The 24,225-nt window shown below is 66.0% G+C and carries 20 protein-coding genes; 1 reads left to right on the top strand and 19 read right to left on the bottom strand.

The genetic code is table 11. The features are described 5' to 3' along the window. The first annotated feature begins 3 nt into the window (after positions 1–3). Positions 4–1,593 (top strand): sensor histidine kinase, encoded by a 1,590-nt coding sequence (locus L8F97_RS13580; RefSeq protein ID WP_242150955.1) that lies wholly within the window; start codon positions 4–6, stop codon positions 1,591–1,593. 55 nt (positions 1,594–1,648) lie between these two features. Here L8F97_RS13580 and L8F97_RS13575 read toward each other — a convergent pair whose 3' ends face one another. From L8F97_RS13575 to L8F97_RS13485, 19 genes are all read right to left on the bottom strand, one after another. Then, a complete protein-coding gene (locus tag L8F97_RS13575; RefSeq protein WP_242150952.1) occupies positions 1,649–2,827 on the bottom strand; it encodes a deoxyguanosinetriphosphate triphosphohydrolase in 1,179 nt (392 codons plus the stop codon). Beyond that, positions 2,824–5,304: an SPOR domain-containing protein gene (locus tag L8F97_RS13570; protein WP_242150949.1), complete on the bottom strand. Its 2,481-nt coding sequence runs from the start codon at positions 5,302–5,304 to the stop codon at positions 2,824–2,826. Before L8F97_RS13570 ends, L8F97_RS13575 begins: the two co-directional genes overlap by 4 nt. Before the next feature lie 202 nt (positions 5,305–5,506). Further along, a complete protein-coding gene (gene ftsZ, locus L8F97_RS13565; RefSeq protein WP_242150946.1) occupies positions 5,507–6,988 on the bottom strand; it encodes a cell division protein FtsZ in 1,482 nt (493 codons plus the stop codon). Positions 6,989–7,098: 110 nt separating this feature from the next. Continuing rightward, on the bottom strand, positions 7,099–8,361 hold the full coding sequence (gene ftsA / locus L8F97_RS13560; RefSeq protein ID WP_242150943.1) for a cell division protein FtsA: 1,263 nt from the start codon (positions 8,359–8,361) through the stop codon (positions 7,099–7,101). Between the two features lie 24 nt (positions 8,362–8,385). Next, positions 8,386–9,342: a cell division protein FtsQ/DivIB gene (locus L8F97_RS13555; protein WP_242150940.1), complete on the bottom strand. Its 957-nt coding sequence runs from the start codon at positions 9,340–9,342 to the stop codon at positions 8,386–8,388. Beyond that, positions 9,339–10,268 (bottom strand): D-alanine--D-alanine ligase, encoded by a 930-nt coding sequence (locus L8F97_RS13550; protein ID WP_242150937.1) that lies wholly within the window; start codon positions 10,266–10,268, stop codon positions 9,339–9,341. The genes L8F97_RS13555 and L8F97_RS13550 overlap by 4 nt, the downstream gene beginning before the upstream one ends. Next, entirely contained in the window at positions 10,265–11,194 is a 930-nt protein-coding gene (gene murB / locus L8F97_RS13545; RefSeq protein WP_409929043.1) for a UDP-N-acetylmuramate dehydrogenase, read from the bottom strand. The genes L8F97_RS13550 and murB overlap by 4 nt, the downstream gene beginning before the upstream one ends. After that, complete coding sequence (locus tag L8F97_RS13540) at positions 11,164–11,334, bottom strand: hypothetical protein (protein WP_242150933.1); 171 nt, start codon at positions 11,332–11,334, stop codon at positions 11,164–11,166. The genes murB and L8F97_RS13540 overlap by 31 nt, the downstream gene beginning before the upstream one ends. Beyond that, positions 11,331–12,734, bottom strand: a complete 1,404-nt coding sequence (gene murC, locus L8F97_RS13535; RefSeq protein WP_242150930.1) for a UDP-N-acetylmuramate--L-alanine ligase — start codon at positions 12,732–12,734, stop codon at positions 11,331–11,333. Before murC ends, L8F97_RS13540 begins: the two co-directional genes overlap by 4 nt. Then, positions 12,731–13,891 (bottom strand): undecaprenyldiphospho-muramoylpentapeptide beta-N-acetylglucosaminyltransferase, encoded by a 1,161-nt coding sequence (gene murG / locus L8F97_RS13530; RefSeq protein WP_242150925.1) that lies wholly within the window; start codon positions 13,889–13,891, stop codon positions 12,731–12,733. Before murG ends, murC begins: the two co-directional genes overlap by 4 nt. Next, the gene (locus tag L8F97_RS13525) at positions 13,888–15,102 is read right to left on the bottom strand and encodes an FtsW/RodA/SpoVE family cell cycle protein (protein ID WP_242150922.1); all 1,215 of its coding nucleotides are present in this window, start codon (positions 15,100–15,102) and stop codon (positions 13,888–13,890) included. Before L8F97_RS13525 ends, murG begins: the two co-directional genes overlap by 4 nt. After that, on the bottom strand, positions 15,099–16,379 hold the full coding sequence (gene murD, locus L8F97_RS13520) for a UDP-N-acetylmuramoyl-L-alanine--D-glutamate ligase (protein WP_242150919.1): 1,281 nt from the start codon (positions 16,377–16,379) through the stop codon (positions 15,099–15,101). The genes L8F97_RS13525 and murD overlap by 4 nt, the downstream gene beginning before the upstream one ends. After that, the gene (gene mraY / locus L8F97_RS13515) at positions 16,376–17,446 is read right to left on the bottom strand and encodes a phospho-N-acetylmuramoyl-pentapeptide-transferase (protein ID WP_242150915.1); all 1,071 of its coding nucleotides are present in this window, start codon (positions 17,444–17,446) and stop codon (positions 16,376–16,378) included. Before mraY ends, murD begins: the two co-directional genes overlap by 4 nt. Continuing rightward, entirely contained in the window at positions 17,447–18,820 is a 1,374-nt protein-coding gene (murF, locus tag L8F97_RS13510; protein WP_242150913.1) for a UDP-N-acetylmuramoyl-tripeptide--D-alanyl-D-alanine ligase, read from the bottom strand. It abuts the gene before it with no gap. A 148-nt stretch (positions 18,821–18,968) separates the two neighbouring features. Next, positions 18,969–20,384 (bottom strand): UDP-N-acetylmuramoyl-L-alanyl-D-glutamate--2,6-diaminopimelate ligase, encoded by a 1,416-nt coding sequence (locus tag L8F97_RS13505; protein WP_242150910.1) that lies wholly within the window; start codon positions 20,382–20,384, stop codon positions 18,969–18,971. Continuing rightward, a complete protein-coding gene (locus L8F97_RS13500) occupies positions 20,381–22,120 on the bottom strand; it encodes a peptidoglycan D,D-transpeptidase FtsI family protein (protein ID WP_242150907.1) in 1,740 nt (579 codons plus the stop codon). Before L8F97_RS13500 ends, L8F97_RS13505 begins: the two co-directional genes overlap by 4 nt. After that, the gene (locus L8F97_RS13495; protein ID WP_242150904.1) at positions 22,117–22,713 is read right to left on the bottom strand and encodes a hypothetical protein; all 597 of its coding nucleotides are present in this window, start codon (positions 22,711–22,713) and stop codon (positions 22,117–22,119) included. Before L8F97_RS13495 ends, L8F97_RS13500 begins: the two co-directional genes overlap by 4 nt. Further along, a complete protein-coding gene (gene rsmH, locus L8F97_RS13490) occupies positions 22,713–23,672 on the bottom strand; it encodes a 16S rRNA (cytosine(1402)-N(4))-methyltransferase RsmH (protein ID WP_242150901.1) in 960 nt (319 codons plus the stop codon). The genes L8F97_RS13495 and rsmH overlap by 1 nt, the downstream gene beginning before the upstream one ends. After that, complete coding sequence (locus L8F97_RS13485; RefSeq protein WP_242150899.1) at positions 23,669–24,169, bottom strand: division/cell wall cluster transcriptional repressor MraZ; 501 nt, start codon at positions 24,167–24,169, stop codon at positions 23,669–23,671. The genes rsmH and L8F97_RS13485 overlap by 4 nt, the downstream gene beginning before the upstream one ends. Positions 24,170–24,225 lie beyond the last annotated feature (56 nt).

Here is a 24,225-nt window from a genome sequence, read left to right as displayed (position 1 = left end):
GACATGGATCAGACTCTGGACGCGTCTGCGGCCAGTCGGTCTCAGCAGCGTAGTCTCGCCGCGCGCATGCCCACCGGTGCCAAGGTCTTCTTGATCCTGAGCACCGCGCTGCTGCCATTGGCGATCATCGCGCTCTTCGCGTCGTTCCGCACGACCCAGATCGCCGACGAGGGCGCGCGCGCCGCTTTGCGCATTGCTTCGGCGGAAAGCGCGCGAAAGATCGGCATTGAACTGATCGGCGACATGACGGCGTTGCGGGTCGCGCTGAACGCGCTTGACGCTGATAAGGCGGATGCGGCGAGTTGCGCGCGGGCGCAGGGTGTTTTCGCACCGCAGGCGGCGAGCGGATCCCAGTTTGCGATCTCGGACGAAGCTGGTCGGCTGATCTGCGGCACACCCTTGCCGTCTAGCTTGGCGGTCGCGCCGTCCGGCAAATCCTCAATTACTACCCGTGTCATCTCTGGGCGGGGTGTAACGCTCGCTATCCGGGGTGCCAGCGGCCAGACACAAGCCGAGGCGTTCTTTCCTGTCGGCTTCCTTGCCAAGACCGCGAAACCAAGCGAGTTCGCTCCTGATTACGAGGCGCAACTGCTGGGCGGAGATGACGCGCTGACGTTGTTTGATCTGCCGCCACGAGAGGTGCTTGAGCGGAGAGGCACGTTGCGGATCGGTCTCGGGCTTGGTGATCTCACCTTGCAGACGCGAGCCCGCAGCGCGCCGATTACCTCGCCGGTGTTGATCGCGATGCTGCTGCCGATCGTGATGTGGGCTGCAGCAGCCAGCATCGCATGGTTTATCGTCGATCGGCTGCTGATCCGGCCGCTCCGGCGCTTGAACGCTAGTGTCGCCGCGTTCACGCCCGGAGAGGAAATCAATCCGGGCGCCATCACCTCGCTGCCGGCGCAAGAGATACGCGAGCTTGGCGATACCTTCCGTGCTATCAGCCGGACCGTCGTAGAGCATGAAGCGGGGCTCGCCGAGGGCCTTGTCCGCCAGACCAAGCTGACGCGCGAAGTGCATCACCGCGTCAAGAACAACCTGCAAGTGATCTCCAGCCTTATCAACTTCCACGCGCGCGGCGCGCGTAGTGCCGAGGCGAGCGCGGCCTATGCCTCGATCCAGCGCCGTGTCGATGCGCTGGCCGTGGTACATCGCCACCATTTCGCCGAGCTCGAGGTAAACCGCGGGCTAGCGCTACGCTCTGTGCTGGGGGACCTTGCATCGAACATTCGCGCAACAGCGCCAGAGGGTTCCGCCAAACTTAGCATCGCACTCGATATCGCACCGGTGCTCGCGACCCAGGATATCGCGATAGCGGTATCGTTCCTCACCACCGAGATCATCGAATTGTCGATGACGTCGAACCCATCGGCGCCGATCCGCATTACGGTCAGAGATGGCGAGACACCGGACCGGGCGGTATTACGTGTCGTTTCGCCCGGGCTGATCCAGACCGATGATCTGCAGGTGCTGGTCGAGGAACGCTATGGCCGCGTGATCGAAGGCTTGTCGCGGCAACTGCGCTCGAAGCTGCATTACGATCCGTTCGTTGGCGCGTACGAGATTGCACTGGCGATCACCGGGCGGGATTGACGACAACCCTTCGCAGCCCGGTTCGCGTGCCGCCCGGAATGATGCGGCTAAACCCTCAAAACCCTTCGGGAAGATCAATTGCCCCGACGCACTCTCGGTAGCGTGTCACCGCGTAGCGGTCGGTCATGCCGGCGATGAAGTCTGCGATATGGCGGCTGCGCCATGGTTCGTCCGCTGGCAGGCGCATTGCCCATTCCATCGGCATTCGCGCGGGATCGTCGCGATAGGCGGCGAACAGCCCGGAGATAATCCCCTCCGCCACCCGCGCCGCCTCCAACTGGACCGGATGATAATAAAGATTGGCGTACATGAAACGCTTCAGCGCACGCTCCTCATCACGCATCGTCCGCGAGAAAGTTGCCAGGCACTGCCCTGCCGCCCGCACATCGGCTACGCTCTCGATGCGATATTCCGCCACGAGACGCTGCGTCTCCGCGATCAGATCATTGACCATCACGCCGATTTGGCTGCGGATCAACTCCCCGGTCAGTCGCGAGGGCGCGATCCCCGCAAACCGTGCGCACGCCCCTGCCCAGCCGCGCGCGACCAACGGCACCTCAAGCAATTGATCGAGCGTCAGCAATCCGGCACGCAGGCCATCGTCGATATCGTGATTATCGTAAGCGATGTCATCCGCGATCGCGGCGACCTGGGCCTCCAGCGACGACCATTGCGTCAAGTCCAGCGGAAAAGTCGCATCGGCTTCGGCCAGCGCCCAGCCCGACCTGACGATCGGCCCGTTATGCTTGGCGAGTCCTTCCAGCGTTTCCCAACCGAGGTTCAGTCCCGGCCAACAGGGATACGGGCTGTCGATCACCATCAGCGCGCGCAGCGTGTTGCCGTTATGATCAAACCCGCCGGCATGAGCGAGCGCGGCTTGCAGCGCGCTCTCGCCGGCATGGCCGAAGGGCGGATGGCCGATGTCATGCGCCAGCGCTAGCGCCTCGGTCAGATCCTCGTTGAGGCCAAGCGCGCGCGCGATCGTCCGCGCGATCTGCGCAACCTCAAGGCTGTGCGTCAGCCGGACCCGGAAATGGTCGCCATCCGGCGCCATGAACACCTGCGTCTTGTGCCGTAGCCGCCGGAAGCTGATCGAGTGGATGATGCGATCGCGGTCACGCTGAAACGCATCGCGCGGGCCGCGCAGATCACCACCCGCCTCCGGGTAGCGGCGGCCTCGGCTGGCGGCGGGATCGGCGGCAAGGAAGGCGAGCGGTCCTGGAACGCGCGTCATTTTGTCGGCAACTTGCTGACCTTCTGCCCCGCGTCGCTGGTGAACAGGAAGCCGGACACCCCCTGCTTGGCCAGTTTGTTGACATAGGCCTGCGCCTCGGACTCGCTCGCGAACGGACCGGTCAGGATGCGGTTTGTCGCCCGTAACGGCGTGGAATAGCCCTGCCGGTTTTTGAACATCGCGGGCTGATCGCCACGCAGCTTGTTCCACTGCTTGGGCAGATCGTTCTCGTTCGCGCCACCGGACACCTGTACCCAGATGCGTGACGGCTCAAGCACCTTGGGGTCCTTCTTCTTGGCGTCGGCCGTTTTCTTGGCATCAGCCGCCTTCTTCGCGTCTGCCTTCTTGCTGGCGAGCTTGCCCGTCTTCTTGGTGTCGGGCTCGGCGTCTGCATCGTCTACCGTCGTGTTGCCCTTGCCAGTCTTTTTCTTCGTGTCCGCAGCCTTCTTGGTCTCTGGCTCGGCGTCCGTGTCCACGCCTTTCCTGGTGACGGTTTTCTTGTCGCCCAGCTTCTTCGCGCCAGCCTTTTTGGCATCGACGGCATCATCCTCGTCAGCGAGCTTTTTCGCGTCGAGCGCTCTTCTGTCCGCGCCTCTCTTCGTTTCCGCAGCCTTCCTGTCGAGAACCGGCTCCACCTTGGCCTTGCTGACCACCGGCTTCGCTTCGCTTGGCCGGTTCGGCTCCGCCTTGTTGCTTGTTTCCGGCGTTGGGCGATGACGGGGTTCCGCTGCCGAAGGCGGCGATACCGCAGCGACCTCCACCGGCGCGGGAGGAGGTGCTGGAGCAGGTTCGACCGGCGCAACGCCGAGTTCGGCACCGGGAACACCAATCTTCGCAACGATACCCTTTAGCGCCGCATCCTCGCTACTGGCCCTGACGACGGCCGTCGGCACCGCCGCCGCTGGCGATGTAGAAGCAACTGAAGTCGGCGTACTCACGGCCGGGGTGCTCGCGGCGTACCGCGACGGGCTGACGCTTTCCGTCCGTGTCACGAGCGCCTCGGGCGGTCTCACCACCGGTGCCGCCGCCACCGCCTGCGGCGCCGGACCTGTGGAAGAAAACCCGGGCGCTGGTGCCATCGCGCGCTGCATCGGCGCAGCCGTTTCGACCCGAGTCGCGGTTTCGGCGGGTGGTGTCGCAGGCGAAACCGGCGCCGCGCTATATGGGGTTATCGGCGTGACGGACTGCGTCGGCCAGCGCGTCTGCGCCACCGCGGTCGAGGGGAGCGGCTGAGACTGGAGCGGGGCCAGCGGCATCACCCGTCCGCCGCCCGGCTGAACCGGCTGATAGACAGGCGCAGCCTGCCGCTGTGGTGCTACCGCAGCCGACGCAGGCACTCCCGGCTGCGCGTACGAGGTCGAGGCTGCGGCTGCGGCACGGTTCGCCTGTGCCACCGGGCTGTAACTCGGCGTCGGTGCGCGTGCCCCCGGCAGTTGCTGCACGTAGAAGTTGGTCGCACCCGGCACGGCAGTGCTCCGCGCGACGCCCGCCGACCCGATATAGGCTGGCGGAGCGGGCAGCGACATGGCCACCGGTGGCGCAACAGCCTGCACTGCGACTTCGACGCGATCACGCCGCCCGTGCTTACGCTTTGCCGCCTTCTCGACCTTTGCGACTTCGGCGCGGGCCGGCTTCGCGCGCGCCTGCGCAGCGGCAGCGAGTTCTCGCGCATCCGGGTCGACGCCCAGTGCCGGCAGTTGCGGAACCATCCGTGCGTCCGCGAGACGCTGCGGCGAGGCCCGCACCTCGCCGAAATGTACCGCAAAGGCGCGATCGACCGGAGACAGCGTCGGCAGACGATCAAAGAAAGGTTGCAGCCCCTGCGACATGCCGGCGGGCATCATCGTCGTCGCGATCTGCTCGGCATCGACGCGATTGCCGCTCATCGCGAGGATGAAGGCGCGCGCGCGCCAAGCGCCGCGATCGCTCTTGCGCAACAGCGGATCGAGCAGCGCCAGCGCCTCCTCGCGCTTGCCCGAAATGCCGAGCGACAACGCATAGCGGCGCGTGGTCTCGTCGTTCGGCCCACTCTTCAGCGCCAGGCGATAGTCACGCTGCGCCCGCTCCTGTTCACCGATCAGATCATAGGCAAGCCCGCGATCTGCCGCGAAGCTGCTGACGCGCGCGCCGTAGCTTTCCGCCTGCGCGAAGCGACGCAGCGCCTCGCCCGGTCGCTCGGACTGCACCAGCAACTGCCCGAACCCCGCGTTGACACGCCCGTTGCGCGGATCGATCCGCTCGGCACGTGCGAAGAAGGCGGCGGCGGCGGTCGGGTCTTCAAGCTTCAGCGCGAGTTCGCCCGCGCGGACCAGCGCGTTGAGATCGGAAGGATTGGCCGCAAGCGCGCGCACCTGATCGGCAAGCGCATCGGCGTCGCCCGGCGGCGTGGTCTGCGGCAACGGCTGGACGAATTGTGCGGCCAGCGGTGCCGTGGGCGCAAGCGCCAGAATGAGCGAGAGGGTGACGAGCGGTCGCATCGCGGCTGTGCCTAGTTTCGTTTTCACGTGGGTTGAACCACCTACTTCGTTCGCACCGGTGCGGATCACGAACGATCGGGAAGAGCCCCGGTTGAGTCAGGCCGAACCTAGACAGAAAGCGGCGTGAACGAAACTCCCTTGCGACCGTCCGACGCAGGCGGACGACACGGCACGCCCGCTGCCGGGCGTGCCGTGCGTCGTATTACTGGTTGTTCTGGCGATGCAGGAAGCGTGGGATTTCGACCGCGTCCTTGTCAGCAGCGGCCTCGTCCTCGCGCGCGGCGCCGCGCGACACGCTCGACATCCGCTCGAACAAAGTACCGCCCAGCTTCACGCGCGGTGCCGGCGGGGTCGGTTCGGCCGGAGCGGCCTCGGGCGCGCTGCCCGACGACAGCCAACGACGGCGCCCTGGCGCTTCCGCTGCGGGTTCGGCAGCCGCATCGCCGTATCCGACCGGCAAAGCAGCCGGGGCGGGCGCCATTTGCGTGTCACTGCCCAGCACGAGTTCATCGGGTTCGGCTGGTGCTGTGGGTGCGGTCGCCGCAACAGTCGCTGTCGGAGCGGGCGCAGGCGCAGGCACAGCCTCCGCGCGCGGTGCCGGTGCCGGCTCCGGCGCGACGACAGGCGCCGGCTCGGCAGCCTGCGTCGGCTCAGCCGGACGGTTGGAGCCGAAGCTGAACGACCGTGACGGGGTCGGCGCAGGCGGCGCGGTCTGCACTTCCGCCTCGATCCCGGTGGCGACCACCGACACGCGAATCTTGCCTTCGAGATCCGGATTGAACGCCGACCCCCAGATGATGTTTGCGTCCTCATCGACCAGCTCGCGGATGTGATTCGCGGCTTCGTCGACTTCGAGCAGACGCATGTCGTCACCGCCGGTGATCGAGACGATCACGCCCTTGGCGCCCTTCATGCTCACACCGTCGAGCAGCGGGTTGGCGATCGCCTTCGACGCCGCTTCGATGGCGCGATTGTCGCCCTCGGCCTCGCCGGTGCCCATCATCGCCTTGCCCATCTCCTGCATCACCGAACGCACGTCGGCGAAATCGAGGTTGATGAGGCCGGGCATCACCATCAGATCGGTGATGCCGCGCACACCCTGCTGCAGCACTTCGTCCGCCATCTCGAACGCCTGCTTGAACGTGGTGTTCGCATTGGCGACCAGGAACAGGTTCTGATTGGGGATGACGATCAGCGTATCGACGTACTTCTGAAGCTCTTCGATACCCGCATCGGCGCTCTTGGCGCGACGGTTACCCTCGAACGCGAACGGCTTGGTGACGACGCCGACGGTGAGGATACCCATTTCACGCGCCGCCTTGGCGATGACCGGTGCCGCACCCGTGCCGGTGCCGCCGCCCATGCCGGCGGCGATGAAGCACATATGCGCGCCCTGGAGCATCTTGGCGACCTGGTCGATCGTTTCCTCAGCCGCGGCGCGACCGATTTCCGGCCGCGAACCCGCGCCGAGTCCCTGCGTGATCTTCGCGCCAAGCTGGATCTTGGTGTTCGCGGTCGACTGCTTCAGCGCTTGCGAATCGGTGTTCGCGACGAAGAAGTCGACACCCTGCACGTCCGCGCGCATCATGTTGGCGATGGCGTTGCCGCCGGCGCCGCCGACGCCGATCACGGCGATACGCGGGGTAAGTTCGTCCACTTCGGGCGCAAGAAATTCGATGCTCATATACTGGTCTCCTGCGCGCCCCCCAGATACCCGGCACGCTCACGCTTAACTATCTTGCACCATCACCTGCCGGCGTTCCAGCCCGAATGATGCGGCGGTGTCGTAAATCCTCAATAATTCGCCCGCGCCGCCGCCATCATCCGGCGGAAGATCGCCAAGCCCTTGGGCCGGTGCACCATCTGATGGCTTCGGGACAGCGCGCGCAGGTCGACCGGGTCGGATGCGGCGTAGAACGCCAGACCCGCCAGCGTCGCAAACGCCGGCCCCGAATGCGCCTCGGGCAGCGCCGACAGCCCGCGCGGACGGCCGACCCGCACGGAGCGGCCGAGCGCCGCCTGGGCGTAGTCGGCAATGCCGTTCAGCTCGGCACCACCGCCGGTCAGCACCACCTGCCGCCCGACCGGCCCTTCGAACTTGAGCTCGACCAGCGCCTTGCGCACTTCACCGATGAGATGATCGAGCCGCTGGCGGATCACGCCGATCAACTGCGCACGGGTGATGCGGCTGCCGTCACCAACCCCGTCCTCCGCCGAGATCGGCGCGACGTCGATCATTTCGTGATTGTCGCGTGGGCTAGCGTTGGCCGAGCCGTGGAAGCACTTCATCCGCTCCGCCTGAGCACGCCGCGTGCCGAACGCGGAGGCGATATCGTCGGTAATGTCGGCGGCGCCGATCGGGATGGACGTCAGCCCGACCAGCATCCCGCCCGCGAACAGCGACACATTGGTGATGCCCGCGCCCAGCTCGACCAGCGCGACGCCAAGCTCTCGCTCTTCGTCGGACAGGCACGCCATGCCAGTCGCCACCGGAGACGCAATGATCGACTTCACCTCGAGATGCGCGTTCGCCACGCACAACCCGAGGTTGCGCACCGGCGAGCCATCCGCCGCGACGACATGGATGTGCACGCCCAGCCGATCGGCATGGAGGCCGAGCGGTCGCTTTACGCCGGTGAGGCCATCGAGCGTGTAGAGTGCCGGCTGCGCATGCAGCACGATGCGCCCGGCCGGATCAATCGAGTCACGACCGGCCTGCAATAAGGCGTCGATGTCGGTCTGCTCGACCCGGTGGCCGCCCAGCTCGAACTCTACCGAGGCGACGTCGGACACCAGCCCGCCCGCCGAGAAGCTGACCCACACGTTCTCGATATTGGTGCCGGCGATCCGCTCGGCCTGCTCGACCGCTTCGCGCACAGCCGCTTCGGTGGCGGCGGCGTCGGCGATATAGCCGCGCTTGACGCCACGGCTCTCGCGCTGGCCGGTGCCGAGCACGATCAACTCGCCGCCATCACCCTTCTGCGCGATCATCGCCGAAACCTTCGACGAGCCGATATCGAGCGCGGTAATCAGTCCTTCCGGTGCCATCTTCGCCATGCGCGTTACCCCTGTTGCCCGTCTCTAGCCTTGCGCCGCCAGGCGCGCGGATTGTTGTGCCTGCGTGTTCGCCGGCTTCAGTTTGGCGGGCTGCGCGATCGCGGGCGTGGGCACGGTCCCGCCGGCGATGTCGCCCGGTTTGCGCGCGACCAGCCGCGACGGATCGCGCATGTCGAACCCAACCCAGCCCTTGCCGAGCAGCGGCTGCACACCGTCCATCTGCGCGAACTTCACCAGCGCACGCGAAGCCATATCGTCGCCCTCCGGCAGTTCCAGCGTCTCGCCGCTGTCGAAAGTGAGGTTCCAGCGCCGGTTGCCGACCCACGTCGCCGCCTTGACCTGTGGGCGCAGCGCCGGCGCGGCGGCAAGCAGACGATCATAGGATTCCTGCTGCTCGTTGGCATGATCCCCGACGACCAGCGGCAGATCCGGCATCGCATCCGCCGATACCGGCTCCAGAAAGGTACCGTTCGCCGCGATCAGCGCGAGCTGGCCGTTGTTCTGCCACACCGCCGCCGGGGTGCGCTCGACGATCTGCACGAGGAGCGTGTCGGGCAGCCGCCGCGATACGTGCGCGTCTTCGATCCACCCGCTGTGCGCGACCAGCCGCTCGCGCGTTTGCTCCAGGTCGACCAACGGCATCGCGAGGGACGGCTGATCGAGCGCGATCTTGTAGATGGTGTTCTGGTCCATCCGCGACAGGCCGGTGATCTGCACGTTGTTTACGCGGAAACCCGCCTCGCCGACGCCCTCGCCCACCGCCGTGCCGATCGCACCCGGGATGCCCATCCACACACCGATCGCGAGCACGCCCGCACAGACCGCCCCGACGATCGTCCACGTCGCGATCTTCGTCAGCGTAGCCTCGCTGAACGGCAGCGCGGCGATGGCACGATCGATGAACGATGTCTTTGGCGCCTTGCGACGCTTCTGCTGGACCGGGCGGCGGGGCGTGCCGCGCTTGATCGTCTTGCTGGTCATGGCTCGGCTAGTGCCTCATCCACGATCGCCTGCACCAGGTCGGCATAGCTCATGCCGAGGTGCCGCGCCTGTTCCGGCACGAGGCTGAGCGGCGTCATGCCGGGCTGGGTGTTCACCTCAAGCAGGAACAGCCCGTCGATGCCGCGCTCGTCATCCCAGCGGAAATCCGATCGCGACGCGCCCTTGCAGCCCAGCACACGGTGCGCGGCGAGCGCGATACGCTTGCACGCCTCGGCGATGTCATCGGGGATCTGCGCGGGACAGACATGCTCGGTCAGGCCATCGGTGTATTTCGCATCGAAATCGTACCAGCCGTTCTTGGGCTTCAACTCGGTCACACCAAGCGCTTGGCCGCCCAATACCGCTGTCGTGAGCTCGCGCCCCCGAATGTACGGCTCGGCCAGCAACTCGTCGAACTCGCTCCACGGCCCCGCCACGTCGCGGCCGATCGGGCTGCCGTAATTTCCCTCGGCGGTGACGATCGCCACGCCGACCGACGACCCCTCGTTAACCGGTTTGAGCACATACGGGCGCGGTAGCGGATCGCCCTCGTACAGCGTCTCCGACTTGACGATGCGACCACCTGGCATCGGAATACCGGCGGGCACGAGCAGCAATTTGGTCAGTTGCTTGTCGATCGCGATCACCGAAGTGGCAAGGCCGCTGTGCGTGTATTTCAGCCGCATCAGATCGAGCATGCCCTGCACCGATCCGTCTTCGCCGGGGGTGCCGTGCAGCGCGTTGAACACGATGTCGGGCTTGGCGGCAGCCAGCCGACCGGCAACGTCATGCCCCATGTCGATCCGCGTCACCCGGTGGCCACGTGATTCGAGCGCGTCGGCCACGCCCTTGCCGCTCATCAACGACACTTCGCGCTCGGACGACCAGCCACCCATCAAGACGGCGATGTGAAGCGGCGCACTCACTTCGCGGACCCTATGCGCTGGATTTCCCACTCCAGCGTCACGCCCGAATGTGCCTTCACCCGCTCGATCACGTCATCCCCCAAGGCTTCGATATCGCCACTCGTCGCATCACCGAGGTTCAGCAGAAAGTTGCAGTGTTTCTCGCTGACTTGCGCGTCACCACGGGTCAGCCCGCGACACCCAGCCGCATCGACCAGCTCCCACGCCTTGTGACCAGCCGGATTCTTGAAGGTCGAGCCGCCCGTCTTGGACCGCAGCGGCTGCGATGCCTCACGCGCGGCGGCGATGCGCAGCATCTCGCCCTGGATCACCGCCGTCTGCTCCGGGCGGCCGCGGAACGTCGCGCTCATCACGATCGCACCTTCGGGCAGGTTGCTGTGCCGGTAGGTATAGCCGAGATCATCGAGCGACAGCGTGACGCGCTCGCCCGAGCGTAACACCGCCTCGCAACCGACCAGAATGTCTTTCACCTCACGACCGTAGGCACCGCCGTTCATCCGCACGAACCCGCCGACCGTGCCGGGGATCGAGCGCAGAAACTCAATTCCGCTGATGCCTGCATCGCGGGCTTTCGACGAGACGAGGATACCAGATGCGCCGCCACCGCAGCGTAGCGTCGTAGCGTCGATCGGCTCGACGCCGGCGAACACCTTGCCGAGCCGCACCACCACACCGGGGAAGCCGCCATCGCGCACGATCAGGTTGGAGCCCAGTCCAAGCGCCATCACCGGCACGGCCGGGTCGAGACCAGCGAGGAACACGGAAAGGTCGTCCGCATCGGCCGGTTCGAACAGCCAGTCCGCCGCTCCACCCGTTTTGAACCACACCAGCGGTGCCAGCGGTGCGCGCTCCGTCAATCGGCCGCGCACCTCGGGCAAGGCGAGCGCCGCGCGGATCACAGCCAGACGTTCCAGACCCGCACCCACGCCGTCATCGCCAGGTTCGCATCGGCGATCTTGCGGCTGGCATCGCCGACCGTCGCACGCAGATCGGCCGCCGACGGACGTTGTGCGTCGAGCATCTCCTTCTGGAGCTTCGGCGAATGGGTGAACAGATCGTTCGTCATCTTAACGCTTCGATAGCAGGTGCGAGTCCCGCCGCCCACTTCGTAATATCCCCAGCCCCCAGGCACACCACCATATCGCCCGGCTGCACCACGCCCGCGAGCGTCGTCGCCAGCGCATCGGCATCGGCGACCGTCGCGGCGGAGCGGTGGCCGCGGCGCTGCAGCCCCTCGACCAAGGTCTGGGCATCGACACCCTCGATCGGCGCCTCGCCGGCCGCATACACCGGCGCGACATACACCATGTCGGCATCGTTGAACGCGCCCTGGAACTCCTCCATCAGATTGCCGAGCCGCGAGTATCGATGCGGCTGCACCACCGCGATCACGCGGTTCTCCACGCCCTCGCGCGCCGCCGCCAGTACCGCACGGATCTCGACCGGGTGATGACCGTAATCGTCGATCACCGTCACCCCGCCGGTCTCGCCAACCTTGGTAAAGCGTCGCTTCACGCCGTCGAACTTCGCGAAACCCTGCTGGATGGTGGCATCATCGATGCCGAGTTCCAGCGCCACGCCGATCGCGGCGAGCGCGTTCTGCACGTTGTGCCGACCGGGCATCGGCAGTTCGATCCCCTCGATCGAACGCGTCGTGCCGTCGCGCTGCCGGACGATCGTCTCGAAACGGTTGCCGCCCGGGATCGGCTGCACGTTAACGCCGCGCACATCCGCCTGCGTCGAGAAACCATAGGTGACGACGCGCCGGTCGCGCACGCGCGGCAGGATGCCCTGCACCTCAGGGTGATCGAGGCACAGCAGCGCCGCGCCGTAGAACGGCACGTTCTCGACGAACTCGACGAACGCATCCTTGACCTTGTCGAACGAACCGTAGTGATCGAGATGCTCGGGGTCGATGTTGGTCACTACTGCGATCGTGCCGTCGAGCCGCAGGAAACTGCCGTCGCTCTCGTCCGCTTCGACCACCATCCAGTCGCTCGCGCCCAATCGCGCGTTCGAGCCGTAGCTGTTGATGATGCCGCCGTTGATGACGGTCGGGTCGACGCCACCGGCATCGAGCAGCGCCGCCACCATCGAGGTGGTGGTGGTCTTGCCGTGGGTGCCCGCCACCGCGACGGTGGATTTCAGCCGCATCAACTCGGCGAGCATCTCGGCGCGGCGCACCACCGGCACGCGGTTGGCGAGCGCCGCTTCAACCTCGGGGTTGCCGCGTTTGATCGCGGTGGAGGTGACGATCACCGCCGCGTCGCCAAGGTTCTCCGCCGTGTGGCCGATCGCGACCGGAATGCCTTTCGCGCGCAAGCCCTCCACCACATAGCCTTCGGCCACGTCCGAACCCTGCACGTTATACCCGAGGTTCTTCATCACCTCGGCGATGCCCGACATGCCGATGCCGCCGATGCCGACGAAGTGGATCGTGCCGATGTCGGTTGCGACACCCCTCATGCCATAGCTACCTTGTTCCGGAATTTGACGGGCAGCGGCACGCCGATCGGCAACTCCCCCTTCGTTTCGCCCAGGCTCTCGACCAGATCGGCGAGGTCACGCGCCGCATCGGGCCGGCCACAGCCGCGCGCACGCGTCGCCGCATTCTGGAGCGCTTCGGGATCGAGACCGAGCCGCTGCATCTGCTTGGCGAGTTCCGGCGCGGTGAAGCTGCGTTGATCGATCGTGCGCGCACCGCCCGCCGCAGTCATCTCGCGGGCGTTGACGGTCTGGTGGTCGTCGGTCGCGCTCGGCAGCGGGACGAGGATGGCGGGGCGGCCAGCGCAGGTCAGTTCGGACAGCGTCGAGGCGCCGGCGCGCGCGATGACGAGATGCGACCACGCCAGATGCTCGGGCAGATCGGGAAGGTACGTGGCAAGGTCGGCGGCGATATCGAGTTCCTTGTACTTGGCGCGACACGCCTCGATATCCTCGACGCGCGCCTGGTGCGTCACCTGCAAGCGGCGGCGGAACGCGACCGGCAACATCGACAACCCATCCGGCACCACCTTGCTCAGCACGCTCGCGCCCTGGCTGCCGCCGGTCACCAGCACGCGAAAGATGCCGTCTTCCTCCAGCAGGGGATACGGTTTGGCGCGGATCGCGATGACCGAGTCGCGTACCGGATTGCCGATCAGACGGGTCTTGTCGTTCAGCGCCGGCTTGAGCCGCTCGACCTTGGCGTAGGATGTGGCGATCGCATTGACCTTGCCCGCCACCAGCCGGTTGACCCGGCCCAGCACCGCATTCTGTTCGTGGATCGCGGTCGGGATCTTCTGGTTGAAGGCCGCCAGCAGCGCGGGCAACGCGGGGTAACCGCCAAAGCCGATCACCGCCGCCGGACGAAACGTCTTGTAGAGTTCCACCGCCATCGCGCGGCCGCGCCACATCTCACGCGCCGCGCGTACGTAGCCGAGCGGACCACCGCCCAGCCGCCCGGCTGGCAGGATATGCGTCTGGATGCCCTCGAACAGATCGGGAAAGCGTACGCCGCGCTCGTCGCTGACCAGCGCGACGTAATGACCGCGCCGGATCAGTTCTGCCGCAAGCGCGGCGGCGGGGACCATGTGGCCGCCCGTACCGCCCGCAGCGAGGACGAAGTGACGGGGTTTGCTCATACGCCGCTCCATTTGGCGATATAGGGGGATCGCAACACGAACGGATTGCGCCGCGTGAACGCCAGCAGCAAGCCCATTCCCGCCGACAGCGCGACCAGCGACGATCCGCCGTAGCTGATGAACGGCAATGTCATCCCCTTCGACGGGGCGAGCCCGGTGTTGACCGCCATCGAGATCAGCGCCTGCACGCCGAACTGCGTCGCGAGACCGGCGGCGGCGAACAGGCGAAACTCGTCGACCTCGTCGAGCAGTTTCACAAACACGCGTACCACGATCGCGAAGAAGATCAGCGCGATGATCATGCACGCGATCAGCCCGAACTCCTCGCCGATCACCGAGAAGATGTAATCGGTATGCCCCTCCGGCAGGCGGAACTTCATGGTGCCGCCGGCAGGGCCGGTGCCGCGCCAGCCGCCGTGGGTGATGGTCGCGCGCGCGGCGTTGGTCTGGAAATGGTCCGACGCACCCTCGCCCTCCACGTCCGGGAACAGGAAGGCGTTGATGCGTTTCTGCGCGGTCGAATAGAAGAAATAGGCCGACACCAGGCCGGCGGGGGCGAGCGCGATCAGCCCGAGGATCACCTTGGTCGATGTGCCGGAAATCATCAGCAGCGCGAACCACACGCTTACGAACACGATGGTCTGGCCGAAATCGGGCTGCATCATCAGCAGCGCGCCGACCAGCGCCGTCATCGCACCGGTGATGAACACCACCGGCAACGCATCGTCCTGCGCACGCATCGACAGGATCCACGCCACCGTGACGATAAAGAAGGGCTTCAGGAACTCCGACGGCTGGAGCAGCGAGATGCCGAGGTTGAGCCAGCGCGTCGCACCGTTCTTGGACACGCCGATGAATGGTACCGCCGCCAGCGCCACCACGAACAGCACCGCGCCAAACAAGGCGAGCCGACGCGCCACCGATACCGGCAGCATCGAGATGAGCAGCATCACGGGAATCGACACGCTGACCCAGGCGATCTGCCACCATAGGTAATAGAGCGGCTGGATATGGTGCCGCTCGTCCGAATACCGCTGCGCAGCCGACGGCGACGCCGAACCGACCGCGATCACCCCGACGCCGATCAGCAGCAGCACCAGCAGCAGCAGCACCCGGTCGATATCCCAGAACCACATGCCCAACCACGACCGGTCGGAGCGGCCGCCGCTGCCCTGCATGCGCTTCCACATGGATGGACGCTTCGCGCTCATGCCAGCGCCTCCACGAGCGACCGGAACGTGTCGCCGCGCTGCTCGAAATCACGGAACTGGTCGAACGAGGCGCAGGCCGGTGACAGCAACACCGTATCGCCCGGCCGCGCCTGCCGCGCGGCGCTGGCGACAGCGGCAGCGAGCGTGCCCGCCTCCTCGACCGGCATGTCGGCGCGGAGCAAACCGGCGAACGCGGCGGTGGCATCGCCGATCGTATAGGCGCACACGACATGGCCGAATTGCGGGCGACACGCTTCGAGGTCGCCGCCCTTGGCCTTGCCGCCGACGATCCAGTGGACGCGATCGAACGCAGCGAGCGCCGGCGCGACGCTCTCCGGATTGGTCGCCTTGCTGTCGTTGACGAACACAACGCCGCTCCGCTCGCCGACCCGCTCCATGCGGTGCGGCAGGCCGGTGAAGCTGGCCAACCCCGCCTCGATCGCCTCGGCCGAGACGCCGAGCACCTCGCATGTGGCGATCGCGGCGAGCGCATTCTGTGCGTTGTGCGGGCCCTGCAGCGCTGGCCAGCGCGACTGGTCGAGAACGGCAGCGGCGATCTTGGTGACCCGCTCCGGCGGCAGGCTGCGCGCGATCTCGGCCGAAGCCGTATCGGCGATGCCAATCACGGCGACGTGGTTCTCGGTCTGCATCGTAAACAGCCGCGCCTTGGACGCAGCATAGCCCGCGAAATCATTATACCGATCGAGATGGTCCGGCGTGATGTTGAGCAGCACCGCGACCTCGCAATCGAGACTCTTGGTCAGGTCGATCTGATAGCTCGAGAGTTCGAGCACATACACGCCCCCCTCCGGCAGCGGTTCCTGCGCCAAAATCGGCAGACCGATGTTGCCACCCATCAGGCTCGGGATGCCGGCGGATCGCAAGATGTGATGAACGAGTGCGGTCGTGGTCGATTTGCCATTCGTTCCGGTGACACCGACCACCTTAGCCGCCGGCAACGAGGCTCTAGCCTGCGCGAAAAGCTCGATATCGCCGATGATCGGCACGCCTGCCGCACGCGCCTGCGCTGCGACCGGATGCCGGTTTAGCGGCACCCCCGGCGACACGACCAGCGCATCGAACCCACTCAGATCGATCGTTTCTGGATCCGCAAATGTCACCCCGGCACCTGCTAACGCAGCTCGCCTGGTAGCGTCCGCATCCCACGCCACCACGTCCGCGCCACCGGCAAGCAACGCGCGCACGCTCGCGACGCCGGAACGGGCAAGCCCCAGCACAGCGTAGCGTCTGCCGCGCCAGGCGGAGCTGAAGATCACCGCAATTTTAATGTCGAAAGGCCGGCCAGCGCCAGCACCAGCGCAATGATCCAGAAACGGATCACGACGGTCGCCTCGGCCCAGCCCAATTGCTCGAAATGGTGGTGAATCGGCGCCATGCGAAACACGCGCTTGCCCGTGCGCTTGTAGACGGCGACCTGGATGATGACAGACAGCGCCTCCACCACGAACAGCCCGCCGATGATGCCGAGCACGATCTCGTGATGCGCAGTCACCGCAATCGCGCCTAACGCGCCGCCAAGCGCCAAGCTGCCGGTATCGCCCATGAAGACGGCGGCGGGCGGCGCGTTGAACCACAGGAAGGCAAGTCCCGCGCCGACGATTCCGCCACAGAAAATCGCGAGTTCACCAGCGCCCGGCACATGCGGGATGCCGAGATATGTCGCGAACTTGAAGTTACCGGCAAGGTACACGATCAGCATGAAGCTGACGGCGGCGATGATCACCGGCATAGTCGCAAGTCCATCAAGCCCATCGGTCAGGTTCACCGCATTGCCGAACGCCACGATCGTGAACGCCGCGAACAGAATGTAGAAGTAGCCAAGATCGATCGAAATGCCGGTGACGAACGGCAAATATAGATGTGTGCCGTTCTGGTGCACGATCATCGCGCTGGCGATAATGGCGATTACAAATTCACCCAGCAATCGCACGCGTCCGGACACGCCAGCGGTACTCGCTTTGCGCACCTTGTCGTAATCATCGAGAAAACCGATCGCGGCGAACCCCAATGTCACGAACGTACACGCCCACACGAACGGGTTGGTCAGGTCCATCCATAACAGCACCGACAGCGTCAGACTGGTCAGGATCATCAACCCGCCCATCGTCGGCGTGCCGCGCTTGGCGAGATGGGTCTGCGGACCATCAGCGCGGATCGGCTGGCCCTTGCCCTGCCGCACGCGCAACCACCCGATGAAGCGCGGACCGATCAGCAAACCAAGGAACAGCGCCGTCGCCACCGCCGCACCGGTCCTGAAACTCTGGTAGCGGACCAGGTTGAACAGGCCGTGGAAATGGAACAGCTCGGCGATGAAGTAGAACATTTACCCAATCCCGCTGCGCAAGGCCGCGACCACCGCCGACAACCCCACGCCGTTCGAGCCCTTGATGAGAACCGCGTCGCCTGCCGCGAGCAGCGCCCGCAGCCGCTCTCGTGCCGCTGCGGCGTCGGCCACATGGACGAAATCGCCCTGCCCCTCAAGCACGTTCGCGAGCGGCGCCATGGATTTACCGACCAGAATGCCCGCTTCGACCCCAGCCGCGCGAAGCGGCTCGGCCAGCGCGGCGTGGTAAGCGTCGCTGTCATCGCCAAGCTCCCGCATTTCGCCAAGAACCACCAGCTTCCGCGCGGTTTTCTCTTGCCCGAGCACCGCAAGCGTTGCGCGCATCGACGCCGGATTGGCGTTGTAGCTTTCGTCGATCACCAGCGCCTCGCCGCCGCCGCGCCGTATCGTAAAGCGCGCGCCCCGCCCGGCGAGACCTTCGAGTTCGGCCAAGGCAAGGCCGGCAAGCGCGAGATCGCCACCGGCCGCGCGCACGGCGGCCAACACCGCCAGCGTATTCGACACCCAGTGCGCGCCGGCTTGACTGATCGTGTAGCTGACCTCCCGATCGTCGAGCCGCGCCGTTACGAAAGTGCCGCCTGACGATACCGGCATCGCCTCGATCGCACGCACGTCGGCACCCACCCCCGAACCAAAGGTAACGACTTGCCCGGCATAGGGGGTGGCGGCGGCGATCAACCGATCGCGATGCGGACTGTCGAACGGCACGATCGCCGTGCCACCCGGCTCCAGCCCCTGGAAGATCTCGCCCTTCGCGTCGGCGATCGCTTCTTCGCCCGAGAAGAACGCGGTGTGCGCCGGCGCGATCGTCGTCACCAAGGCGATATGGGGCCGGACGATGCGGGTCAGCGCTGCGAGCTCTCCGGCATGATTCATGCCCATTTCGAACACGCCGAAGCGGGTGTCCGCAGGCATCCGCGCGAGGCTGAGCGGAACGCCTGTGTGATTGTTATAGCTCTTGACCGAACGATGCGCCTGCGCACGCGCACCCCGTTCCAGCGCGGCGAACAGTGCCTCCTTGGTGCCGGTCTTGCCGACCGAGCCGGTGACGCCGATGATCTTCGCCTGCGTTCGCGTGCGGGACGCGCGGGCAAGCGCATCCAGTGCGGTGGCGGTGTCCTCGACAAGGACGTGCGGGTAGTCTGTCGCGACGCTGACCAGCGCACCCGCTGCGCCTTGCGCGAAGCATTGATCAAGGAAGCGGTGCCCGTCGGTCGCCTCCCCCTTCAAGGCGACGAACAGGTCGCCCTGACCAACTTCACGGGAATCGAATGCGATGCCCGAAACCGCAAAGTCCGCGGAGGCGCTGCCGCAGGTCGCCGCCGCGATGTCCGAAGATGTCCAAAGGCTCATGCAGATGGTCCGACGATGAAGTGCTTCCCCGCAGAGTTCGGGGTGTGATGGTAGAACCGCTCGTAGCGCGGTGCAGCCGGCGTGTCCGCGTTTTTCGGGATCGAGGTACAGGGGTTGCCGGCAACCTCCAGCAGCCGATCAAGCCCCGTCACGCCGCCATTTCTCGCGCGACGCTCACGTCGTCAAACGGCAGGACGAATTCGCCGACGATCTGCCCCTGCTCATGCCCCTTGCCAGCGATCAGCACGATGTCTTGCGGTCCTGCCGCGGCGATTGCGGCGCCGATCGCGTCACGACGCATGCCGATCTCGACCGCATCCGGCGCGCCGGCCAGCACCATCGCGCGGATGCCTGCAGGGTCTTCGCTGCGCGGATTGTCGTCGGTGACGATGACGTAATCGGCCTTGGTGGCAGCAACGCGGCCCATCTCGACGCGCTTGCCGGTATCGCGGTCCCCGCCCGCCCCAAACACGACGACGAGTCGCCCGCCGACGTGCGGACGCAACGCCGCGATCGCCGCTTCGAGCGCGTCGGGCGTATGCGCGTAATCGACATACACCGGCGCACCACTTCGCGTAATCACCGCCCGTTCAAGCCGCCCGCGCACCGGCTGAAGTCGCGACAGCGCCGCCAGGGTCGCCGTCATCTCCCCGCCGGTCGCCATGACCAGTCCGGCCGACACCAACGCGTTGGCGGCCTGATACGCACCGATCAGCGGCAGCACGATTTTGTGCGTACGCCCGCCTGCCTCGACCGTCAGCGTCTGGCCGAGCAGGCTCGGTTCACGCGCGACCAGCCGTAGCGTCTCGCCCATGGTGCCGACCGAGTTGATGTTGATGCCGCGCGCCTTCGCCGCAGCGACGACCTCACCCGCCACCGCATCGTCCGCCCAGATCACTGCCGTGCCGTCTTCCGGCAGTACATCGGCGAACAGCCGCAGCTTGGCGGCAAAATAGTCCTCCATCGTGCCGTGATAGTCGAGATGATCGCGGCTGAGGTTGGTGAAGGCCGCTGCCGTCAGCGGGACACCCTCCGTCCGATACTGATCGAGCCCGTGGCTAGACGCCTCGAACGCCAGATGCGTCACACCTTCGCGCGCGAGCCCGGCGACGTTCGACAGGAAGGTCACCACATCGGGTGTCGTCAACCCGGTCGACACGCGGTCGTCGCCGGTGGTGACGCCCAGCGTGCCGATGGACGCGGCGGAGTGGCCTGCCATGCGCCACACCTGCCGCACCATCTCGACCGTCGAGGTTTTGCCATTGGTGCCCGTCACCGCCACCGCGCACGCCGGGAATGGAGCGAAGAAGCGAGCCGCCAGTCGGGCGAAGCACCGGCGAGGTGCGGGGTCGGCGATATGGATGGCGCCTTCCACCACCACTTCGGGACGTGCCACAATGGCGATCGCGCCACCCGCCACCGCCGCTGCGATATAATCCTCACCATTGAAGCGGCCGCCCGCAAACGCGCCGAACACCGTACCGGGAGCAACCTTGCGGTGGTCGATCGCGAAACCGGTAACCGGCACATCAACAGCGCCGGGGACCAGCACCGAAAGCTTCACTGTTCTTCTCCACCCGTCGGCGGCGTAGCGCCCGCGACCAGCGTAAGCGCCGGCCGCAGGTCGGCAAGGTCGATCTCTCGCTTAGCATCCGGCATCACGCCCAGCAGTGCGCCGGTCCGCGCAATGACGCGACCCACGACCGGCGCGGCGTTCCATGCCGCCGTTTTCCAGCCGGCGGTTTCCTTGGTGCCTTGCGGCGAATCGAGCATGGCCAGCACGACGTACCTTGGCGCATCCATCGGGAAGGCTGCAACGAAGGTCGCAACGTTGCGGGAGTGATCGTAGCCACCATTCGCCGCCGCCTCCGCGGTGCCGGTCTTGCCGCCAACGCGGTAGCCGGGCGCATCGCCCTTTCGTCCGGTGCCGTATAGACAGACGAGCCGCAGCAACTGCCGCATCCGCGCGCTGGTCGTTTCAGACAGCACGCGCCGCCCTTCCGCCGCATGGCCCGGCGCGACCTTCAGCAGCGTCGTCGGGCGCCAGATGCCACCGTTGACCAGGACGGCATAGGCGTTGGCGAGTTGCAGCGGCGTAACCGCGATGCCGTGTCCGTAGGCGGTCGTCATCGTCGCGGTGCGCGACCAGTACCGTGGCCACAGCGGTCGCGCTTTTTCCTTCAACTCGATCACCGGCTTGGTGTCGAAACCCATCGCCCGGAACATTGCCTTCTCACGATCCTCGCCGAGTTCGTCCGCGATCCGCGCGGTGGCGACGTTGGACGAATAGATCAGCGTCTCGGGGATGTTGAGCCAACGCTTCGGATCACCACGTTCGTCATGGATGGTAAAGCTGCCGACCTTCAGCGGTGCGGTCGCATCGAAGCGACGCATCATCGAGGTGACGGTGCCACTCTGGATCGCATTCGCCATGGTGATCGGCTTGAAGGTCGAGCCCAGTTCGTACACGCTCTGCGTCACGTTGTTGCGCAGCGCGTCGCCCGGCGTACCGCCGATCTTGTTGGGATTGTAGACCGGCAGCGACGCCATCGAGATCACCTCGCCGGTATTTACGTCGAGCACGATGCCGGTCGCGTTGCGCGCCTTGAACGTCACCATCGCGCGGCCGAGTTCGCTCTCCATCGCCGCTTGCACGCGCGCATCGATCGACAGCGTGATCGGCTCGCCGCGTTCGGCTGGGCTGCTCAGCCGCTCGTCGAACGCGCGTTCAATGCCGGCACGACCGGCGATGTTGGGATCCTTGGCGCTCGGTCCGATATATCCCAATGCGTGCGCGGCGAGCGTCGACTGCGGATACAGCCGCTCCGGCTCCTGGGCAAAGACGATACCCGGCTCGCCAAGATCGTGGATCGCGTTGACCAGCGCCGGGGAGGCGTGCTTCTCCAGGTAGGTGAAGTTCGCCTTCATCGACAGCCTGGAATAGAACCATTCCTCGTCATGCCCGGGCATGATCTTGACCAGCGCCTCCGCCAGCGCACGCTTGTCGCCAAGGATATCGTGCGGGCGCACTCCAATCGTCCAGGCGTCGATCGTGCGGGCAAGCGGCTCGCCGTTGCGATCCAGGATGTCGCTGCGCACCACTGGATTGACCGTCCCACCTTGGGCATTCGCCGGCGACGACAGCAGACCAAGCAGCGCGATCTTGCCTACCACGACCAGAAAGCCGGCGCCGAGGCACAGCATCAGGATCATCAGTCGCACATGCGCGACGGCGACCAGCGCATGACGCTGGCCGCTGACGCGACGTTGCGAAAGCGGGCGGGCGAGAAACGTGCTCATCGGCCGGAACGCGCCTCGCGGCGTGCACTCGACAGGAGATCGCCGACCGTGGAGTCGCTCAGCAACTTACGATCAAGCATCGCCACCGCCTGTACTTTCACACGTTTCACGTCGATATCCTTCACCTTGGCGACGGCAGTGGCGAGCGTCGGCGCGGCCTTGGTCTTCACCGCCACGGCGGGTTGCGCGTGCGGTTCGGGAGCGACCATCGCAACTTGGACCTGCGCTGCCTCGGCAAGCGTCTCGCTCATCGGCGGCGCCGGCACGAACGACGCGGTCTGAATATCGGCCCCGCCCTGCTGATGCACGTCGATCGAGGCGAGTGCCGCCTCATCCGCGACGAACTGGCCGGCGCCCGGCGCGACCAGACGCAACGTGTCGTTGTTCCACTGGTCAAGCTGGGCGAGATTGGCGCGGGTCTCGAACTCGGTTTCCAGCGCGCGGATATCGCGACGCGCTTGGGCGATGTCGGCCACGGTGTGGTCGAGCTTCTTACGCTCGGCCGCGACCTGAAGCGGCACGAGCAGGAAGCCGAGCGCCACCGCGACGCCCGCCAGAAACCAGCCCATGGTCTTCCACGCATACCCAAGCATTACAACGCCCCTTCATGAACCCAAGCCGCAGCTGCCGTCCGCTGCGCGACCCGTAACGTCGCCGAGCGCGCACGCGGATTGCGCGCGATCTCGGCCTCACCCGCACGCACGGCGCGGGCGACATTCTCAAAACTCGGTTCGGCCTTCGCCGTAACTTGCGGCAAATGCCGCGATCCGCCCGGCAGGCCGCCGCTGCGTTCGCGGAAGAACCGTTTGACCAACCGGTCTTCCAGGCTGTGAAATGTCACCACCGCCAATATGCCTCCCGGGCGAAGCGCACGCTCCGCCGCCGCAAGCCCGTCGGCCAGCTCACCAAGCTCCCGGTTGATATGAATCCGAACTGCCTGGAAGGTCCGTGTCGACGGGTCCTTCTTATCATGCGGTTTATGTCCTAACGCCTTCTTAACCACGTTGGCCAGTTCGGTGGTGCGCGTAAGGGGTCTTGCGGAGACGATGGCGCGAGCGACCCGACGCGAGCGCGGCTCATCGCCATATTCATACAGCACGTCGGCGATCACCGCCTCGTCGGCGGTGTTGAGGAACTCCGCCGCAGTCTCGCCCGCCTGACTCATCCGCATGTCCAACGGGCCGTCCTGCTGAAAGCTGAAGCCGCGTTCCGGACGGTCGAGCATCATCGAGCTGACGCCGATGTCCATTACAACCCCATCGACGGGCAGCGCATCGCGAGCGGCCAGTTCAGCCTCCAGCGCGGAGAAGGTCGCGGCGATCAACGTCAGCTTGCCATCCGACGCGGCAACCAGCGCCTGCCCGTCGGCGATCGCATCTGGATCGCGATCGAACGCGAACACGCGCGCGCCCTGCCCAAGCATCGCGCGCGTGTAGCCGCCCGCCCCGAACGTGCCGTCGACGTGAGACGAACCGGGCTGGATCGCAAGACTCGCAAGCACTTCATCGAGCAGCACCGGGATGTGTGGAGCATCAGCAAAATTGGGGCTCACAGCACGATGCCCTTCTCTGCGCACTGGAATTCGACCGCTTCCTTCAGGAACGGATCGATGCCGTCGGTTTCGAGCATGATACGCGGCGACCAGATCGTGATCCACTTGAAGGTGCCGTGGAAGAACGCGACCTCGTCGATACGGGCGTATTTGCGCTCGAACGCGGGCATGATGAAGCGGCCGCTGCCGTCGAACGGCATCGCCTCGGCGGCTCCTGCGCGGGCGAGGATGTTGTAATCAGATCCTCCGGTCGCCGCGACATGCGCGTCGTCGCGCGATTCGCACTCCCGCTTCAGTTGAGCAACGAAGCCGGGATCATAGGCGATCAGGCAGCGGTAGGTTGGGTGCGGGGCGATGATGACGGTGCCGCCATCCTTGCCATCGTCACGTGGCGCGTTCTTGGCGAGCGTGCTGCGGAGCGACGAGGGAATAGCGACACGACCCTTGTCATCGACAAGGCCAAGTCCTTTCCCCTGATACTCCAGCCGGTCCCCCACTTGCTACGCTCCACAAAGCGACAGGCAAGCCGATCCCGGCCCGGAAAGCGGCTGAC

This window comes from Sphingomonas sp. BAUL-RG-20F-R05-02 (assembly GCF_022662305.1).
GTDB lineage: Bacteria > Pseudomonadota > Alphaproteobacteria > Sphingomonadales > Sphingomonadaceae > Sphingomonas.
The sequence above is the reverse complement of the archived record's forward strand: the minus strand, read 5'-3'. Positions and strand labels throughout refer to the sequence as shown.

What these genes read in the sequence shown, in the direction of transcription:
- L8F97_RS13580 (WP_242150955.1), top strand. Translation starts at nt 4, where the DNA reads ATGGATCAGACTCTGGACGCGTCTGCGGCCAGTCGGTCTCAGCAGCGT.
- L8F97_RS13575 (WP_242150952.1), bottom strand. Translation starts at nt 2,827, where the DNA reads ATGACGCGCGTTCCAGGACCGCTCGCCTTCCTTGCCGCCGATCCCGCC.
- L8F97_RS13570 (WP_242150949.1), bottom strand. Translation starts at nt 5,304, where the DNA reads ATGCGACCGCTCGTCACCCTCTCGCTCATTCTGGCGCTTGCGCCCACG.
- ftsZ (WP_242150946.1), bottom strand. Translation starts at nt 6,988, where the DNA reads ATGAGCATCGAATTTCTTGCGCCCGAAGTGGACGAACTTACCCCGCGT.
- ftsA (WP_242150943.1), bottom strand. Translation starts at nt 8,361, where the DNA reads ATGGCGAAGATGGCACCGGAAGGACTGATTACCGCGCTCGATATCGGC.
- L8F97_RS13555 (WP_242150940.1), bottom strand. Translation starts at nt 9,342, where the DNA reads ATGACCAGCAAGACGATCAAGCGCGGCACGCCCCGCCGCCCGGTCCAG.
- L8F97_RS13540 (WP_242150933.1), bottom strand. Translation starts at nt 11,334, where the DNA reads ATGACGAACGATCTGTTCACCCATTCGCCGAAGCTCCAGAAGGAGATG.
- murC (WP_242150930.1), bottom strand. Translation starts at nt 12,734, where the DNA reads ATGAGGGGTGTCGCAACCGACATCGGCACGATCCACTTCGTCGGCATC.
- murG (WP_242150925.1), bottom strand. Translation starts at nt 13,891, where the DNA reads ATGAGCAAACCCCGTCACTTCGTCCTCGCTGCGGGCGGTACGGGCGGC.
- L8F97_RS13525 (WP_242150922.1), bottom strand. Translation starts at nt 15,102, where the DNA reads ATGAGCGCGAAGCGTCCATCCATGTGGAAGCGCATGCAGGGCAGCGGC.
- mraY (WP_242150915.1), bottom strand. Translation starts at nt 17,446, where the DNA reads ATGTTCTACTTCATCGCCGAGCTGTTCCATTTCCACGGCCTGTTCAAC.
- murF (WP_242150913.1), bottom strand. Translation starts at nt 18,820, where the DNA reads ATGAGCCTTTGGACATCTTCGGACATCGCGGCGGCGACCTGCGGCAGC.
- L8F97_RS13500 (WP_242150907.1), bottom strand. Translation starts at nt 22,120, where the DNA reads ATGAGCACGTTTCTCGCCCGCCCGCTTTCGCAACGTCGCGTCAGCGGC.
- L8F97_RS13495 (WP_242150904.1), bottom strand. Translation starts at nt 22,713, where the DNA reads ATGCTTGGGTATGCGTGGAAGACCATGGGCTGGTTTCTGGCGGGCGTC.